Source organism: Vibrio sp. A2-1, assembly GCF_021728355.1.
Taxonomy (GTDB): Bacteria; Pseudomonadota; Gammaproteobacteria; order Enterobacterales; family Vibrionaceae; genus Vibrio; species Vibrio splendidus_K.
The window spans coordinates 174901-188827 of sequence record NZ_JAKKCO010000001.1 but is presented as its reverse complement, the minus strand read 5'-3'; the positions used below and the strand labels follow the sequence as shown (position 1 = coordinate 188827).

The following is a 13927-nucleotide window of genomic DNA, read 5'->3' as shown; positions in this document are numbered from 1 at the left end:
AGCGCTTAGTAAAAGAGGATTGGTTGACGTGAAAAACTAGGGGAAAGATTAGATTTGAAGAATAGAAAGCAAAAAAATGGCTAAAGTGGTTAACCTTAGCCATTTTTATTCGCTGATCAGACTGATGCTAATACGCACATAGAAAAGTGCTGTTTAGTGAATAGAGCAGTGCTAGTTCTTTTGAGAAACTAGCGCTTCAGCGGTCGCATCTTGAATAGATAAGAACAATGAGCTGACTTGCCCTGTTGGTGAGCGCATTGGGTTCAGCGTCACGTTCTGGTACATGAAATCGGCTTGTTGAGTTACAGGGCGAACATTGCGGCACTTAAACAGATAAGGCCTTTGTTGCCATGTAATGAAGCTGCGGCAACCTAGATCGTAGACTGGCTTGGTTTTGAGCCTAAACCACTCTTCAGGGATCTCAGGGAATAACTCAAAGATCGACTTACCGATCGCATCATGCGATTGCTTACCGCTATGGTGCGTCATAAAGCCATTCCAAACTTGTACCTGAAAGTCACGGTTAATGACCACCAGCCCCATATCGACGTTTTGAACCATGTCCACCATCCAGTGGAACTGTTCAAATTCAGCAGGAAGATTCAGCATATTAAAACTCCTCCATTAGGTAGGCCAATTTGTTGTCTAGAAGAGGCAGAGACTCATCGACAAACATAAACAGAAGGTCACAACGGATAGAAGTGCCATCAATGTTGTAGCTGACTTCAAAGGTCATGGTCTTTTTGAACGAGCCGCTGGTATTTTCAATCACCGAATCAATCGAGATGTGTTGCCCAAGCAGAACAGGCGAACTCTGGAAGAAGCGAACCTCAGATTGCTCCCCTAGCCCGTTAAGGAAAGAGCCAACTAGGATATTCGATACATCCATCAGCAGTTCTAATTCTTCAAGCTGTTCGCTTTCGGTTGGCACTTTCATTAGCTTCTTAAGATCGCTCACGCTGGAATCACTCAACAAGACTAATGCTTCGCCTGCAATGCCTTCTCCGCTAAAACCTTGGCAAACACCCGACACTTGGTCGTTGTCTGCTAGGTCACGAAGCGCCATGTGCAATTCACTCACTTCGAAGATGTTGACGTTCGGCAGTGGTAAGTGGACAAATACATTAAAGTGACGAGCCAGTGCATCAGCAGCACGGCCTATCGCTACGTTCGCCACTTCCATATAGATATCGCGTCTGCGAAGTATTGGCAGTTCTAAAGCGGTTGGAGTAATGATCTGAGGCTGTTTTGGCGGCTCAACATGCTCACGTAAAATAGCTTTTAGCGCTTCTTTATCGATCGGCTTTTGTAAAAACGCTTTGGCGCCGAGATCCAACACCTTCTGTTGTGCTTTTGGTTGTATGTCACCCGAAACAACGACAACAGGTGTGGTATCACCCAAACGTTGCATCTCTTCCAATGTGCCATAGCCGTCTAATTCCGGCATGGTGAGGTCGAGGAACATCAATTTAAATTGGTTTTGAGCGAGCTCTTCAAGTGCATTGAGCCCATGAACAGCAAAAGTTATATCTGCATTTAGAGAACTAGGCAGTGATCGAGCCATCTGCTTCCTTGCTAACGCAGAATCATCACATATAAGAACTGGGAACGACATAAATGCACCACCGACAAATTAAAGCTAATTCGGACGAGTGTAACAGAACATTATGGTATCAGGTACGGGGTGAATGGATTTATGTGTAGATTATTAGTAAGAATGATGGAACAAGCAGGTAAGCTATTATCTGGCATTATTCTTCATGAAAAACAATATGCTACAAAGGTAATAACCGTTCGTCATTATAGAGTAATAGCACTTTTTTATGAAACAACAGCACTAGTTTATGAAATGGCAGCCTTAATAAGTGACTTTATTAAGGCTCGGTTTGCTCATTCATTTATCGGCTTTATGTAGCCATGATAAGAGACGCAGTGTGAAGAACTAGAACTGGTATGAAGGCCATAAGATCAGTAAAGCGAAACGAATGACCACAGCAAACACCAATAAAGCGATACCCAAACGATACCATTTGTATTCCGCGATACTCATTGGGATACGCTTATAAAACATCGTAATCACGCCCTTCCAATCACTACTGCGTCTTCCGTACTGCATCATGCTAGTCAAAACAAACAGTGCGCCAAGCACTAACATTCCTTTTTCAGCCCAGAACAATCCAACTTCCATTTGTGTATTCCTTGATAAAACGGTGAGCAACTCAAATCATTCTAGTCACCTTTGCGCTCGGTTTCTGTAAGACCAAGGTCTAACCCGCCCTATACTATCTGAACATACCAATCTGGACGCTCTTAGTTGAACGTAGTTAGCTGCGTGTACTTAACTGAACAGCGTGTTCATATCGAGTTCAGCTTCGCCATCTATACTCATGTTTCCACTAACAGGAGAAATTCAATGAAATCACTGAAAAAGTCGCTTTGTGTATTAACTGCTTCAGCTCTACTCGTTACCGCTCCGTTTGTGAGTGCTTCATCACCACAACAACCGCCACAGCCAGCAGTGAGCCCACTGCAAATGGTTATTGCTTCTTTAAACCTGAGCGAAGAGCAACACGCGGAAGTCATCTCCCTTGTTGAAGGCTACCAATCGGATAGAACACAGATTGACATGGATAGCGCGATCGAGCTCAAGAAGAAACAGATCAGCCTTGTGACTCAACCTGATTTCAATGAAGCCGAGATGGAAAAGATCATCGACACCGTTCAAGCAACCGAGAAGTCGATGGTGATGCAAGAGATGCGTCTAAAGAACAACATTTATAATGTGTTAACTGAAGAGCAGAAAGAGCAATTCAAAACCATGATGAAGTCTGCGCTGTCTGGTGGAAAATAGTTTGGTAGAAAGCAGTTTGGTAGAAAGTAGCCTGGCAATAAATCGTCTGGCAGAAAATAGCTGCCCCTAATCCTGATATTGATTCTTCCCCCTCCCCCAAAAGGGAGAATCTGAATAGATAACAAAAAGCCGCAGTCATTATGATGACTGCGGCTTTTTTGTGTTCAGTACAGCATCAGCAAATCACGTATAAGCATGATTCGACAAATCTAGAGATTGGTTGTTCTTTTGAATGACACGCATCAATTGGATAAGCAATAGAATACCCGTTACACCTAAACCAACGCCGATTCCGCCCCAAATCCCTGCAAGCTGGAACTTATGCATCAAATACCAAGCAGCAGGTAGGCCAAATACCCAGTAACCAATGGCTGTCATCACGGTTGGCATTGAAACAATCTTCATCCCTCTCAATAGGTTAATTGCCAGTAACTGCCAAGCATCAACGATGAAGCACAACGCGACTACCCAGATAACAGAAGCCAATAACGAAGTCATCGCGCCCGTGCCATCGTCCAGCTTAAAGATAGACGCGATCATTTCCGGCCATATGATGAACACGGCAGACAACGCAACGCTCAACACCGACACCAAGATAAAGCTGAGAATTGAGGTTCTTTTGATACCTTCGTAGTTTCCCGCACCGAAATCACGCCCCACCAAAATCGCCGCAGCTTGTGAGAAACCGAAATTGAAGTTCCAAGTAAAGCTTAAGCATTGCAGCAGGATTTGGTGTAAGGCTAACGAAGCAATACTGATCGTTCCCGCCATCAAGGTGCCGCCGTAAATAAGGCCATGTTCGAGTAATGCTGCTAATCCGATAGGTAAACCCATCATTAAAAGCGGACTCATCAACTTAATTGAATACTCTTCTGTGTTTAACCAAGGGGCGAACTGCCTGAATTCGTCACGTTTGAATACCCAAACCGTGTATCCAACCATCACGATAAATGCCGCGATAGCCGTACCTAAGCCCAAACCGGTTAAGCCCATATCTAATTGGAAGGTTAAGAAGTAGCTGACTGGCACATTCAGAATTACGGTGATAATCGACATCACCAGAATAGAGCGCACATTACCGAAGGCACTGGTTAATCCACGTAGTACCAACAAAATAAGCGAAGGCAGCATCACCCATTTCAAGGCGTGTACATATTCCATGGCTAAGGTGATCACTTCTGGCGGCTGTTTTGCTGCTTCCAATACCAACGGAGCAAACCAGAAGCTGGCCATTAAGGTCACACTGAGCACGAATGCCAACATAGTTGCGCCTTTCACAGCCAATCTAATTTGCGTGTTACCAAACTCTGGACGAGCTACGCGCTGACCATAAGCGATCGCGATCAGGTTCGCGACACAACCCACGGTGCTGCTCGCAATAATGAAGATGAAAAAGTAGATAGAGGCGCCTAAGCCACCAGCCGCAAGGGCTGACACACTGATACGCGACATCATCCAAACATCAGTAAGGACTAAAGCCATGGAGATCAGCTGTGAAATGATCAAAGGGAATGCAAGAGTGAGTATTTTTTTCATGAGCGCCTCAGGTAATTTCGCCCAAAATACGATCGATGAGACTAGCGTTCAATTGATAAATTTGCGACTCTAACATTCCATAAACTCATGCGAACGAATTATGACCCCATATCCTAGCTTGCCATCCTCACATAATGGTTTCAAAGCCTTTGAAGCTGCAGCAAGGCTGATGAGCTTTACTCTGGCTGCCGAAGAGCTGCATGTGACACAAAGTGCGATCAGCCGTCAGATCAAACAGCTTGAAGATGAGTTAAACGCATCACTGGTTATTCGTAAGCATCGAGCGATCGAATTAACGGTACAAGGTCATGATTTGTATGTGGCTTTGCGTGAAAGCTACGGCAATATCGAAGCTGTCATTGCCTCTTGGAGTGAGCCCAAGCAGAAACGTATTGTGATCAAAGCGACCCTGAGTTTCGCGACGCGAGTATTGATCTCTAAAGTGCGGGAATTAAACGAGCGTTACCAAGATCATGAGATCGTCATTGTTCCTGTGATTGAGGAAGACGAATCGATTAATAGTAGCGAATATGACCTATTGATCTTCCACACGCGCTTCAAAAAGCGCTATGACAAAGCACCTGACATCACCTTCTTGCGTGAAGAGTTTATGGCACCGGTCTGCTCGACTAGCTTAACTAATTCTGCCAATTTAACTAATTCGACCAACTTAACGAATAAAGACACCGACCTCGATTCGATCTTAACCTTGCCAAGGCTGCATCCAACCTTAGATCACCACGACTGGAAAGTGTGGTTGGCCGATGTTGAATTCCCACCAAAGAAACCCGTCAGAAATACCAGTTTCTTGTCCTTAGATATGGCGCTCAGTGCCTGTTTATCCGGTGAAGGCGTTACGGTCACAGATCTATTGCTAGTACAACAAGAGCTCCAACGAGGCTTCTTGTACTGCCCTAAGAATGCAAAGATTCAACACAGTGCTTGGACTTACTTTATGCATCAGCGTACTCACACGCCTATCATCAATGACCTTATTGAATGGCTTAGGGAAGAGACAGCAAAAGAGATCGAGTTGCTGAAATCATTAGCTCACCAGAATCATTGGTTTGGTGTTATAAGCGATCATCAGTAACGGTAAGCCGTAAGCCCAGATACAACTAAGCCGCAGAACTTGCTGCGGCTTATGCTTTCTACCAGTCGTTTATTGCTTTTATTTAGTGAGCATTAAAGCTTAAACATACGCGCACTGCGTGGTGGTAAATTGAAGGTATGGTAGCGAGAAGAAATGGTTTCTGTCGCGCTGCTTAATACGTCTTTGTATTGAACATTCCAGTTAAACTCATGTTGGTAGGTATCAACCGTCACGCCACGAGTTTCACCACACTTGTTAATACCAACAACGCCTTCTTTGCCACGCTTAAACAGCAAAGTACATTGGTCGCTGGAAATCATCGTCATCGATTTACCTTGCATCGCGTTATGGAAGCTCAGCATATTCTTCATATTCGAGCTATTCCAAACATTGCCCCAACGACCGTTATCCTTATCTTCAGAATCAGGAAGGTCATCACTGTAGATCAACGGCGTACCGCCATCTTTGCCAAGGATGTAAGCGTAAGCAAGCTGCTCGTCTTGTGGATCCATAATTTGGTAACGGAAACCGTCATTGGTTGGAATATCATGTGTGATCGCAAAAGTAATTGAGCGATTATCATCCAATGCTTGGCCGTAGGCTTTAGGATCATGCAGCTGATTCAAGCCACCGCCCATTGAGAATGCCGAGCGAATCGACGCAAACAGCGGGAAATCGTACGCGGAGTGATTAGTGTTATTCAGGTACGGCGCTAAGAATGACTCATAGCCGCTGTTCCCTGCTCCACCGCTGGTAATGACTTCACCGAACACATGCATGTTCGCAGTAATTTCAGACGTGAATACCTGATCGATTTGGTACTGGCTCATGTGTTTTACCGCATCAATACGGAAACCTTTGATCCCCATATCTTTTAGCGCTTTCAGATATAAACGTTGCTGTGAAACCACCCAGTTATTCGGATCAAGGTCAGGTAAACCTACATCGCCATCGGCACCACACAAACGCCAGTACTGAACGTGACCAGGATCGTTCCAATCTGAAATACAACCTGCGGCATGGAAATCGTTAGCCGAGACAAAACCTTGCGCTAAGTTGCCAAACAGAGTCTGGTCAGCAAAGTAGCTTGAACGGCTCGCATAATCGTTTAGCACTTCTGTGCCAGGGTAATCCAAGTCACTTCGCTTCCAGCTTTCATTCGCCATATGGTTCAACACCACATCGGCATACACATCAACACCCACACCTTTAAGTGCGGTAATCATTGCGGCTAAATCTTGTTTGTTGCCGAGAGGTGAATCAATGGCACGAAGGTCTTGAGGTTGGTAACGCGCCCACCATTGGCTGCCACTCGATTTCATTGCCGGAGCGACGAGTACTTTCTTATAACCAGCTTGTGCAATTTGATTCGCGTTGGCCGTTACGTCCGAATACTTCCAATTGAAAGCATGCAAAATAGTGTCAGCATAAGTGGCTGAGCTAAAAGAACAAACGGCAAGTGCGGATATGAGTAGGGTATTGATTGGTTTCATAGAACATATCTCTCATTATAAATTCACAAGAATGTTATGAATAAGAAAGACAATTAAAACGACGGATAAATCAGAGTTGAATTAGCGTCACCTTCTGTTGATGGTGATTTTATAAAACTGAGCTATCGCCGATGTTATGCGGGATGAATTTTGAAAAGAACTGAAATGAGAATTAATTGAATCAAGTTGACCGGAACAAGACAAAGACTTTGGTCGGCTCTTCTAAACTACGTTATGATTCCTTTTCCCCTCAACCAATTGATATTTTTATGCCTTCTTTCTCTTTTTCACTGATCCCTGTAGGGGTTCGGTTCATGATCCTTTCCGCTTTTGGATTCGCACTGATGTCAGCGTGTGTGAAATACGTTAGCAATTACGGCATACCTGTATTTGAAATTGTTGCAGCAAGGGCTTTGGTGTCTTTGATCATCAGCTACATCGACGTTAAACGAAAAGGCATTTCTATCTGGGGCAATAACAAACCTCTGTTGTTTGTTCGTGGCGCTGTTGGTACCGCAGCCTTGATGTGCGTTTACTACGCTGTAACCACTCTTCCGTTAGCAGAAGCCACCATTCTACAATACGTGCATCCCGTATTTACTGCGTTACTTGGCGTACTGTTCCTGAAAGAACGCGTCCAAAAGTCGACCATGATATGCATTGTATTCTGCCTAGCGGGGTTATCCGTAATGGTACAGCCAAGCATGAACAGCAGCGCGAGCAGCGAGTTGCCGCTATTCAGTATTATGCTGGCGTTATGTGGCGCGTTTGGTAGCTCAATTGCTTATGTGATTGTAAGAAAGCTTAGCCAAACTGAAGACAGCTCAGTCATCATCTTCTACTTCCCACTGGTCGCTCTGCCAATATCGACCGCCCTTATCTGGAACGACTTTGTGTGGCCTAGCCTTTTCTTGACCATGATGCTGGTTCTGGTGGGGATTTTCACACAAATAGGCCAGTACGGTTTGACCAAAGCAATGCAAACTCAAGCGGCTGGTAAAGCTTCAGCTTACTCATACGTTCAGATCGTATTCTCAGCACTATTAGGTGTTTGGGTGTTCAATGAGATTCCATCAGTTTGGACATATCTAGGTGGTGGGCTGATCGTGACAGGCGCACTAATCAATGTGTTTGGTAAACAGTTATTGGTGCCATTTAAAGCTAAGTAGATAGCCAAATAACAGAGCTGAATACCAGTTAGCCAATCAGCGATTAAATAGATCTAAAAAGGGCATTGCGGAGTATTCCGCAATGCCCTTTTCTGTAAGTCTTTCCTAGCACCCTTTATTGGACGTTTTATTTGAACAAACTCGCTCTAACACACCAACTCGATTAATGAGTTTTATTACGTGGCATTGCGCAGTTTAGGATCATCACTCAGGTATTCTACGAACTCGATTTCAAAACCTGCCGGATCCACAAAGTAGACGTTTTTACGATAAGGTTCTTCCGCTCCGGGTTTGGCTATTGGGAAGCCCGAATCAATAAGGCGTTCAATCACACTCTCAATATTATGGGTCACATAAGCGAAGTGAGCGAGACCAACAGAGTGTCCGGCTAAGTCTCTATTTTCACCCTCTCCATGATCACTCATTGCGATGTATTGATACTCATCGCCAAAGTGCAGCCAGTTACGTGGCTTGCCTGACCATTCACCTTTCCCTTCATCACGGACATACCAATGAGGGAACGCCGCTTTATAGAAAACCAGCATTTCAGGGATGTCTTTGACGACTAAATTTACATGTTCAAGTTGGATCATTCTTCTCTCCTTAAAGTATTCTCATAAGCAACGTTGTACATGCTAATACCTCAAGTTAAGTTGAGGTAAAGGGTTAATTTACGTTTATTTTCGAGAACGTTTTTAGAGTCCAAATTGTTCTATTTTTTTGATGCTATACAAACTTTAAGCATGAGAACTTTAATCACCTAAGTTTTAAACAATAGACGTTAAGTTTAGACGACCTACCCCAAACTGACTTCCTAATCATGCGGCTTGTTAAGCTCGTTTCTTAAGTCTTTAATGATTCATAAACAAAAAAGCGAACCACTTAGGTTCGCTTTTCTTTCATCTAGCACGTTTCGTCTTTGCAATACGCGGCGGTTAAGCCACAGATATTATGACTTTGGCTGATCCACCTCTACATCGAGAGATGCTCTGTTCCCTAGACTAAAGAACTTCTTCCATTTAATCGGCATCATTGGAATAACAATGAGGCTGATACCAACCAGTGTCAGAATGTCGGGGATCTCGTCAAACCACATCACGCCAAACAAGGTTACAAACACTAACCCCGAGTATTCTGCGAGCGCAATTTGGTTTGCTGGAGCCTTTTTATACGCGACCACCACCAATGCATGATAACCAAGAACAAATAGATTGATTGCCATGATCCACCCCACATGACGCCATTCAATCTCGGCCCATGCCGGCAATGCAAACGCCAGTGCAAGTGGCAGAGTCATAACACTAGTCCAAAATAAGGTCGAGATAATGTGTTGTTCGGCGTTCAAACGCTTGATCAAAATATTACCAACACCCATTGCAAGCGCACTGCCTAGCCCTGCAATCGCCGCCCAGTGAAATTGCTCTGGACGCAACACAATTAGCACACCCACGAAGCCTATCAGTGTCGCGATCACTTTTGATGATGTCGGCCTTTCTTTCAACAACACAATAGACAGAGGAAGCATCAGGATTGGCCCAACATAGAACATCGCGTTCGCTGTCGCCAAAGTAAGGTGTGTAATGGCAATCATCGCACAACCACTGCCCACTAATATAAATTGAGCCCGTAAAAAATTGATGCGGCAACCGCCTTGCATGCGAGTTTCTTTAGGGAGCTTTAGCCAAAAAGGAAGCAGTAAGATCACGCTCAATAGCTGGCGGATAAACACATACTGAAATGTGGGAACTTCACCATTAAGTATTTTTAGTGAGACATCGGAAAAAGACGCCAATAGGTTTGCAAATACCAAAAGCAAGATGGCGTGGTTGGTGACTTTATTCATACGGAAACAGAGCTACACATTTGTCATACAATTATGGGCAGGCATAATACATGAGAATGGAAAATAAGTAAGAACAAAGTTTCCGGATACTTATTACCAAAAACCAAAGGTATTAAGGAATAAGTATCCATCCTTTCCAGCTGCCTGATAGTCTCCTAAATAGCAACACACATTGGCGTATTTGAAATAGGGTCACGAAACACGCTCGCTTTGAGATCAAACACGTTACTGAGCATAGTTTCGGTCATCACCTCATCAGGCGAGCCTTCTGCTATTACGCATCCCTTTTCCAAAACCACTAAATGGTCGCAGTAACGACTGGCTTGGTTAAGATCATGCAGCACAACAACCACCGTTTTTCCTTTGGCATTCATCTGTTGCATCAGGTTCATTAATTCCACTTGGTGAGACATATCAAGGTATGTGGTCGGTTCATCCAACATCACTACATCCGTATCTTGTGCAATTACCATCGCGATCCATGCTCTTTGACGCTGCCCACCAGACAGAGACTCAACCGGCTTATCAGCAAACTCAAGCACACCTGTATCACGCATAGCTTGTTCGACAATCATTTGATCGTCCTGCCCTAGCCTCCCCCAATGAGACACATAAGGCGAACGGCCATATTCGACCAACTTTCTTACCGTGATCCCCTCAGGGCTGACCAAGATTTGCGGAAGAAGTGACAACGAACGAGCAAGCGCTTTATCGCCATAGCTTGATAGCGGTTTGTCTTCAAACAACACCTCTCCAGCCACTGGCTTGTTAATTCTGACTAACGTCTTTAACAAGGTGGATTTACCGCACCCGTTAGGTCCTATCAATGCGGTGATTTTTCCCTTAGGGATAGAAACCGACAGGTTCGGTATGATCGTTTGTTTGCCGTACGCGACGGAAAGATTCTGCGTTTTAAGCATGGTTACCAACCTCGATAACGATAGAGAAGAAAGATGAAATATGGTGCGCCAATCACAGACGTGAGAACGCCTGCTGGCAATTCAATAGGTGGTTGTAGACCTCTGGCTAACCCATCAGCGCTGGTAACCAGGATTGCCCCCACCAGTGCAGAGGCTGGGATTAACAACTTATGATTATGCCCAAACAACAAGCGTGCTAAGTGAGGTGCCAATAAACCCACAAAACTGATCGTTCCAGCAACAGAAACACTAACACTGGCAAGCAAAACCGCGGCCAATAGCGCAAGAGCCTGAATCTGTTTTGGCTTAGTACCCAATGTGGTCGCACTTTCCTCGCCAAGCCCCATCACATCTAATCGCCAAGCAAGCCACAATGCCATGGGTAACAACAAGAGCAGTACGCTCCAAATAAAGGGAACTTGCTGCCAGTTTCGTCCCCAAAGGCTGCCAGTTAACCACACCATGGCCGTGTTGATCTCGATCGGATTGGTAACCAGCAAGAAGTCGATACAACTGGCCAGAAACGCACTCACCGCAATACCAATCAGCGCCAACTTGGCGGGTGTTGGCCTTGACCACCATGCCAATACAGCAATCAGCCCTGCAGCCAATACCCCACCGAACATAGCTACAACAGGAAGCACACTGACTGGTGCATTGGGAAACCAAACTAAACTCGCTGTCGCAGCAAGGCCTGCCCCAGCGCTAATACCCATAAGGTCAGGCGATGCTAACGGATTACGTATCACGCCTTGCACTAATACCCCAGAAAGCCCTAACCCTGCGCCCACGCTTATCGCGAGCAACATACGTGGTAACCGATACTGATGGATAACAAAGTCGTCACTGGAAAACGCGACCAAATGTTCGATGACTTGAGGGATAGAAAGTGACGCTGCGCCAACAAACAAACCAGCAGATGCCACTAATATGAGAATCCCTGATAACAAAACTATCTTAGTGTGATGATGCATTAAGATCTCCTCGTAGCAATCAAAATAAAACAAGGTGTCCCGAGCAAAGCAGTAATAACACCAACGGGTGTTTCAGTCGGGAAAGCAATCGCTCGCGACAGCGCATCTGACCAAGACACTAATGCTGCGCCTGCCAATGCTGAAATAGGAATCAGTAAATGGTAATTGTGCCCAACCATAGGTCGAACCAAATGAGGCACTAACAGTCCTACAAAGCCAATTGGCCCTGCGATAGCGACGCTTGCTCCGGCAAGCAACACGATCGTCAGTCCACTCACGAGGCGGGTAAACCTGATGTTGCTGCCCAACCCCACAGCTACCTCTTCGCCAAGTGCCAGCAAGTTGAGGTTGCGAGCAAGACTCATTGCCAACACCAAACCAATCACTACAGGCGGCCAAAGCTGTTGCCATTGCCCATCATCCACACTAGACAGTGAGCCAGTAAGCCAATGCAAGACGCTATAAGCCATGTCGTCAGCAAGAATCAGCGCCGCTCGTGTCAGTCCTAGCAATAACGCCGTAATGGCGATCCCCGCGAGAACCAAACGTAACGGATGAGAACGTGCGGAGAAAAAACCGCCTAGAAGCATTACGACACCGCCGCTTAGCAATGCACCAAGAACCGCATTAAGGATTGGGTTTAGCTCGCTAACCACAGGTATACCTATTGCAGATAACGCCATAAAACAGGCCGCGCCTGCGTTAATACCAAGAATCGACGGAGACGCGAGTGGATTACGCGTCAAGCCTTGCATCAATAACCCAGCGACAGCCAAACTCGCACCAATAAACAACCCTGCGTAAGCTCTTGGCGCTCTTAGCGTCGCCAATATTTGATGCGTCATGCTGCTTTCATCAAACGCAAACCAGTAGTGAATTAAGTCACTCAATGTTAGAGAGAAATTAGACCACCCGGTCATAGAGGCCGCGTAACCAGATAGTGCCAAACACGACACTAATGCCGTAAATAACGTGACTCTCCACGACAGTATTGGCCAGGATCGCTTACTTTTAGAGAACAACATCGTACTCATGATGGGTCCAAGATCTGCTCAAGATTTTTCGCCATTTGTTCTGCCGCTAACATGCCTCGATTCAGTGACCAAAGTGCTGGTGACACTTCTATAACTTGCTGACTTTTTGCAGAGGTTAGTACATTGAATAACGGATTTTTCTGCCAATCATCAACAATATTAGGATGAGAATAAGCGCCAAGGAGCAACCAATCCGGATTGGTTTTCAACAACAACTCAAAGCTGGTTGGTAAATATGCCTTCTCTGTTGGTTTCACAATAGGGCTCGCAATGCCTAATGTGGTCAGCACGCCCCCTGCGTAAGATGCAGGGCTATGTAACCACATACCTTTATCCGACACGACAGCGAATTGGACGGTTTGTTTGAGCGAGAAATGACTTTTAAATTCAGCCATGACGTGTTGATGTTGTTGAATTCGTTGTTCCATTGACGATTGCTTGTCGAGAGCGATGCCAATCTTGAGCGCAGACTCCAAATTCTCTTGATAAGTCTCACCACGGCTTTTAAGCAGTAGAGTTGGTGCGATGCGTTGTAGATCTTGATAGACCGTACGATGACGCTCTGCATCGGCAATGATTAGATCAGGCTTTAATACCGCAATGGCTTCTAGGCTGGGCTGAGAACGCATGCCAACTGATTCCCATGGTTGAACCAATTCACGTACCGCCGGAATCACTCGCGAAGCATCATTGTCATCAGCAACACCAACAGGAGAAATACCCACCGCAGCGAGTGCATCTACAAATGAAAACTCCAACACCACAATACGTTGCGGGGTAGTCGCTATCTCAAACTGACCCTGATCGTCTTGTATGATCCTCGTTTGTGCTGAACTGGAGAATGAGAACAAGCTTAAAATCAGCAAAGCTAAGGTTATTGCTATCCTGCTGAATAAAAACGGCCGATTAAACGACAGCAGTCCGCTCGACAGCTGCAATGGATTCGAAAACAAGAGTCGGGAGCTGTTTTCCATATTTAATTTTCCTTAAACGCTAGAACCGTGAAAGCCGCCA

15 protein-coding genes are annotated in these 13927 nt (G+C 45.3%); 4 read left to right on the top strand and 11 right to left on the bottom strand.

From position 1 onward, the window contains the following. Positions 1 to 171: 171 nt before the first annotated feature. Together L3V33_RS00855 and L3V33_RS00850 are read right to left on the bottom strand one after the other, a co-directional pair. Positions 172 to 609: a PAS domain-containing protein gene (locus L3V33_RS00855; protein ID WP_004731659.1), complete on the bottom strand. Its 438-nt coding sequence runs from the start codon at positions 607 to 609 to the stop codon at positions 172 to 174. 1 nt (position 610) lies between these two features. Continuing rightward, positions 611 to 1615 carry a response regulator gene (locus L3V33_RS00850; protein WP_004731662.1) on the bottom strand — a complete coding sequence of 335 codons (1005 nt, stop codon included), beginning with the start codon at positions 1613 to 1615 and terminating at the stop codon, positions 611 to 613. Positions 1616 to 1696: 81 nt separating this feature from the next. Here L3V33_RS00850 and L3V33_RS00845 point away from each other — a divergent pair, with 81 nt between their 5' ends. Beyond that, positions 1697 to 1915: a hypothetical protein gene (locus L3V33_RS00845; protein ID WP_237288737.1), complete on the top strand. Its 219-nt coding sequence runs from the start codon at positions 1697 to 1699 to the stop codon at positions 1913 to 1915. 27 nt (positions 1916 to 1942) lie between these two features. Here L3V33_RS00845 and L3V33_RS00840 read toward each other — a convergent pair whose 3' ends face one another. Next, positions 1943 to 2188, bottom strand: a complete 246-nt coding sequence (locus L3V33_RS00840; RefSeq protein WP_004731665.1) for a hypothetical protein — start codon at positions 2186 to 2188, stop codon at positions 1943 to 1945. Between the two features lie 225 nt (positions 2189 to 2413). Here L3V33_RS00840 and L3V33_RS00835 point away from each other — a divergent pair, with 225 nt between their 5' ends. Then, positions 2414 to 2851, top strand: a complete 438-nt coding sequence (locus L3V33_RS00835) for a Spy/CpxP family protein refolding chaperone (protein ID WP_017087288.1) — start codon at positions 2414 to 2416, stop codon at positions 2849 to 2851. Between the two features lie 183 nt (positions 2852 to 3034). Here L3V33_RS00835 and L3V33_RS00830 read toward each other — a convergent pair whose 3' ends face one another. After that, complete coding sequence (locus L3V33_RS00830) at positions 3035 to 4387, bottom strand: MATE family efflux transporter (RefSeq protein WP_237288736.1); 1353 nt, start codon at positions 4385 to 4387, stop codon at positions 3035 to 3037. 100 nt (positions 4388 to 4487) lie between these two features. Between L3V33_RS00830 and L3V33_RS00825 the strand changes: the two genes are divergently transcribed. Beyond that, entirely contained in the window at positions 4488 to 5480 is a 993-nt protein-coding gene (locus L3V33_RS00825) for a LysR family transcriptional regulator (RefSeq protein ID WP_054545689.1), read from the top strand. Positions 5481 to 5572: 92 nt separating this feature from the next. Here the strand turns inward: L3V33_RS00825 and L3V33_RS00820 are convergent, their stop codons facing one another. After that, entirely contained in the window at positions 5573 to 6973 is a 1401-nt protein-coding gene (locus tag L3V33_RS00820) for an alpha-amylase family protein (RefSeq protein ID WP_237288735.1), read from the bottom strand. 269 nt (positions 6974 to 7242) lie between these two features. Here L3V33_RS00820 and L3V33_RS00815 point away from each other — a divergent pair, with 269 nt between their 5' ends. Continuing rightward, positions 7243 to 8142 (top strand): DMT family transporter, encoded by a 900-nt coding sequence (locus L3V33_RS00815; protein ID WP_081008954.1) that lies wholly within the window; start codon positions 7243 to 7245, stop codon positions 8140 to 8142. Positions 8143 to 8318: 176 nt separating this feature from the next. Here L3V33_RS00815 and L3V33_RS00810 read toward each other — a convergent pair whose 3' ends face one another. From L3V33_RS00810 to L3V33_RS00785, 6 genes are all read right to left on the bottom strand, one after another. Further along, the gene (locus L3V33_RS00810; RefSeq protein ID WP_237288734.1) at positions 8319 to 8735 is read right to left on the bottom strand and encodes a VOC family protein; all 417 of its coding nucleotides are present in this window, start codon (positions 8733 to 8735) and stop codon (positions 8319 to 8321) included. A 356-nt stretch (positions 8736 to 9091) separates the two neighbouring features. After that, positions 9092 to 9985 (bottom strand): DMT family transporter, encoded by an 894-nt coding sequence (locus tag L3V33_RS00805; protein WP_054545692.1) that lies wholly within the window; start codon positions 9983 to 9985, stop codon positions 9092 to 9094. Positions 9986 to 10140: 155 nt separating this feature from the next. Then, positions 10141 to 10905 carry a Fe(3+) dicitrate ABC transporter ATP-binding protein FecE gene (gene fecE, locus L3V33_RS00800; RefSeq protein WP_237288733.1) on the bottom strand — a complete coding sequence of 255 codons (765 nt, stop codon included), beginning with the start codon at positions 10903 to 10905 and terminating at the stop codon, positions 10141 to 10143. Between the two features lie 2 nt (positions 10906 to 10907). Beyond that, complete coding sequence (locus tag L3V33_RS00795; RefSeq protein WP_016767317.1) at positions 10908 to 11879, bottom strand: iron chelate uptake ABC transporter family permease subunit; 972 nt, start codon at positions 11877 to 11879, stop codon at positions 10908 to 10910. Next, entirely contained in the window at positions 11879 to 12913 is a 1035-nt protein-coding gene (locus tag L3V33_RS00790) for an iron chelate uptake ABC transporter family permease subunit (protein WP_237288732.1), read from the bottom strand. The genes L3V33_RS00795 and L3V33_RS00790 overlap by 1 nt, the downstream gene beginning before the upstream one ends. Then, positions 12910 to 13887 (bottom strand): Fe(3+) dicitrate ABC transporter substrate-binding protein, encoded by a 978-nt coding sequence (locus L3V33_RS00785; protein WP_237288731.1) that lies wholly within the window; start codon positions 13885 to 13887, stop codon positions 12910 to 12912. Before L3V33_RS00785 ends, L3V33_RS00790 begins: the two co-directional genes overlap by 4 nt. Positions 13888 to 13927 lie beyond the last annotated feature (40 nt).